Genomic DNA, 3,521 nt, shown 5'->3' with positions numbered 1-3,521 from the left:
GCGCGGTGCGGGGTTCCGGGGCGCGGGCGTCCGCTGCGCGGGGGTGCGCGGCGCCGAGCCGCGCCGGTCCGGGCCGCGGGTCGCGTCGTCGTCGGCGCCGGTGCGGGGCGCGGCGGGACGACGAGGGGCGGGCATGGTCCCGATTGTGCCCCGCGGCGCGCCCCCGGTCCGGCAGGCGGCCCGGCCGTGTCCGCGCGCGCACACGATCCGCACATGCCGGGGCCGGACGCGCCGGAGGCCGGCGACCCCGTGGGGTCACCGGCCTCCGGTCGAGAGCCTGAGGGCTCAGGCCTTCCAGCGGGGGAAGGCCGACAGGCCGGCGTAGCGGCCGGCGTCGTCCAGCTCCTCCTCGATGCGGAGCAGCTGGTTGTACTTGTTGATGCGCTCGCCGCGCGCCGGGGCACCGGTCTTGATCTGGCCGGCGTTGGTCGCGACGGACAGGTCGGCGATGGTGACGTCCTCGGTCTCGCCGGAGCGGTGCGAGGTCATCGTGGTGAAGCCGTTGCGCTGCGCCAGGGTGACGGCGTCCAGCGTCTCGGTCAGGGTGCCGATCTGGTTCAGCTTGACCAGGAGCGAGTTGGCGGCCTTGAGCTCGATGCCCTTGGCCAGACGCTCCGGGTTGGTGACGAACAGGTCGTCGCCGACGATCTGCACCTTGTCGCCGACCTTGGTCACGAGCTCGGACCAGGTGCCCCACTCGTCCTCGGACAGCGGGTCCTCGATGGAGACCAGCGGGTAGTCCGCGACGAGCTGCTCGTAGAACGCGATCATCTCGGCCGGCGCGAGGGCCTTGCCCTCGAACTGGTACGCGCCGTCCTTGAAGAACTCGGTGGCGGCGACGTCCAGGGCCAGCGCGACGTCCTTGCCCGGCACGAAGCCGGCCTTCTCGATCGCGACGAGGATGAGGTCCAGCGCGGCGCGGTTCGACTCGAGGTTCGGCGCGAAGCCGCCCTCGTCGCCGAGACCGGTCGACAGGCCCTTGCTCTTCAGCACGGACTTCAGCGAGTGGTAGACCTCGGCGCCGGTGCGCAGGGCCTCGCGGAAGGTCGGCGCGCCGATCGGGGCGACCATGAACTCCTGGATGTCGACGTTGGAGTCGGCGTGCGACCCACCGTTGAGGATGTTCATCATCGGGACGGGCAGCACGTGGGCGTTCGGGCCGCCGACGTAGCGGAACAGCGGCAGGTCGGCCGAGTCGGCCGCGGCCTTCGCGACGGCGAGCGAGACGCCCAGGATCGCGTTGGCGCCGAGCTTGCCCTTGTTCGGGGTGCCGTCGAGCTCGATCAGGGCCTGGTCGACCAGGCGCTGCTCGGTGGCCTCGAAGCCGATGAGCTCCGGGGCGATCTCGTCGATGACGGCGTTGACCGCGTCCTCGACGCCCTTGCCCAGGTAGCGGGACTTGTCGCCGTCGCGGCGCTCGACGGCCTCGAAGGCACCCGTCGAGGCACCCGAGGGCACGCCGGCCCGGGCGATGGTGCCGTCGTCGAGCGCGACCTCGACCTCGACAGTGGGGTTGCCGCGCGAGTCGAGGATCTCGCGGGCGCCGACGGCCTCGATGCTGGCCATGCGTGCTCCTTCGTCAAACGAGTGGTTTGCGACCTCAGCCTAGTGCGCGCCGTCCGGTGCGTCGGTGGGACCTTCGGCGACCGGACGGTGAACAGGCGTCAGAGCGCGGCGACGATGCGCTCGACCTGGTCCTTCGCGTCGCCGAACAGCATCGCCGTGTTCTCCCGGAAGAACAGCGGGTTCTGCACGCCGGCGTACCCGGTGGCCATCGACCGCTTGAACACGACCACCTGCTTGGCCTTCCACACCTCGAGGACCGGCATGCCGGCGATCGGCGAGCCCGGGTCCTCCAGCGCGGCGGGGTTCACGGTGTCGTTCGCACCGATCACGAGGACGACGTCGGTCGCCGCCAGGTCGTCGTTGATCTCGTCCATCTCCAGGACGATGTCGTACGGCACCTTGGCCTCGGCGAGCAGCACGTTCATGTGCCCGGGCAGCCGGCCGGCCACCGGGTGCACCCCGAACCGGACCTCGACGCCCGCGGCGCGCAGCCGCGCGACCAGGTCGGCGACCGGGTACTGCGCCTTGGCGACGGCCATCCCGTAGCCGGGCGTGATGACGACGCTGGACGCGGACTTGAGCAGCTCGGCGACCTCGGCGGCCTCGATCTCGGTGTGGGTGCCCTGCACGCCGTCCGCGGCGCCCGCGGAGACGACCGTCCCGCCCTCGGCACCGAACCCGCCGAGGATCACGCTGACGAACGACCGGTTCATCGCCCGGCACATGATGTACGACAGGATCGCGCCGGAGGACCCGACGAGCGCCCCGGTGACGATGAGCAGGTCGTTGCTCAGCATGAAGCCCGCGGCGGCCGCGGCCCAGCCGGAGTACGAGTTCAGCATCGACACGACGACGGGCATGTCGCCGCCGCCGATCGCGGCCACGAGGTGCCAGCCGAGCGCGAGCGCCACGACGGTCATCAGCACCAGCGGCACCAGCGACGGCGACGCCAGGAACCAGCCCAGGGCGCCCGCCGACGCGACCAGCGCGCCGAGGTTCAGCCAGTTGCGGCCGGGCAGCGTCAGCGGGGCCGACTTCATCTTCGCCGACAGCTTGAGGTAGGCGACGATCGAGCCGGTGAACGTGACGGCGCCGATCAGCACGCCGAGGAACACCTCGACCAGGTGCACGCCGTCCGCGTGCGTCTCGGTGAGGTAGGAGTTGAAGCCGACCAGGACCGCCGCGGCACCGACGAACGAGTGCAGCATCGCGATCATCTCGGGCATCTGCGTCATCTCGACGGAGCGCGCCCGCCAGGTGCCGACGGCGATGCCGATGATCAGCACCAGCGCGATGAGCAGCAGGGTGGTGAGCGGGCTGCGCTCGGAGACGTCGACGCTGAGCACGACGGTCGCGATGAGCGCGAGGGCCATGCCGACCATGCCGAGCAAATTGCCGCGGCGGGCGGTCTCCTGCCGCGACAGCCCGGCCAGGCTCAGGACGAACAGGACGGCCGCGACGAGGTACACGCCCTGGGCTGCGGAGGTGAGCATCTCAGGCCTCCTCCTTCCGGAACATCCCGATCATCCGGTAGGCCACCAGGAAGCCGCCGAAGATGTTGATGGCGGCGACCGACGCCGCCGCGAACGCCAGCGCCGACACGACCCAGCTGTCGCTGCCGATCTGCAGCAGCGCGCCGACCAGGATGATCCCGGAGATGGCGTTGGTCTGGGCCATCAGCGGGGTGTGCAGCGAGTGGCTGACGTTCGAGATGACGTAGTAGCCGACGAACACCGCGAGCACGAACACCGTGAAGTGCCCGACGAACGCGGCCGGCGAGAACGTGATCGCCAGGGTCAGCAGCACGGCGCCGAGCGCCAGGCCGACCATCTGCCGCCGCCCCCGACGGCGGGCCGCCTCGCGGGCGAGCCGGGCCTTCTCGGCGGGGTCGACGGGCGCCGCCGCGGGGGCGGCGGCCGCGGCGGGGGCCGCGGACACCTGCACGGGCGGGGGCG

The 3,521-nt window shown here is 71.7% G+C and carries 3 protein-coding genes; all 3 read right to left on the bottom strand.

The genetic code is table 11. The annotated features are described in order from the left end of the window. Window positions 1-285 precede the first annotated feature (285 nt). Window positions 286-1,566: a phosphopyruvate hydratase gene (gene eno / locus G6556_RS17765; protein WP_147795774.1), complete on the bottom strand. Its 1,281-nt coding sequence runs from the start codon at window positions 1,564-1,566 to the stop codon at window positions 286-288. 98 nt (window positions 1,567-1,664) lie between these two features. Continuing rightward, window positions 1,665-3,059, bottom strand: a complete 1,395-nt coding sequence (gene pntB / locus G6556_RS17760) for a Re/Si-specific NAD(P)(+) transhydrogenase subunit beta (protein ID WP_166944333.1) — start codon at window positions 3,057-3,059, stop codon at window positions 1,665-1,667. A gap of 1 nt (window position 3,060) precedes the next feature. Further along, window positions 3,061-3,521, bottom strand: a 461-nt coding sequence (locus tag G6556_RS17755) for a proton-translocating transhydrogenase family protein (RefSeq protein WP_205693704.1), incomplete at its 5' end; no start/stop codon positions are given.

The sequence above is a fragment of the Cellulomonas sp. IC4_254 genome (assembly GCF_011603975.1).
Lineage (GTDB): Bacteria > Actinomycetota > Actinomycetes > Actinomycetales > Cellulomonadaceae > Cellulomonas.
This window is presented reverse-complemented; position numbering and strand designations above follow the sequence as displayed.

Excerpts from the sequence above, each read along its gene's own strand:
- eno (WP_147795774.1), bottom strand. The coding sequence starts at position 1,566 with ATGGCCAGCATCGAGGCCGTCGGCGCCCGCGAGATCCTCGACTCGCGC.
- pntB (WP_166944333.1), bottom strand. The coding sequence starts at position 3,059 with ATGCTCACCTCCGCAGCCCAGGGCGTGTACCTCGTCGCGGCCGTCCTG.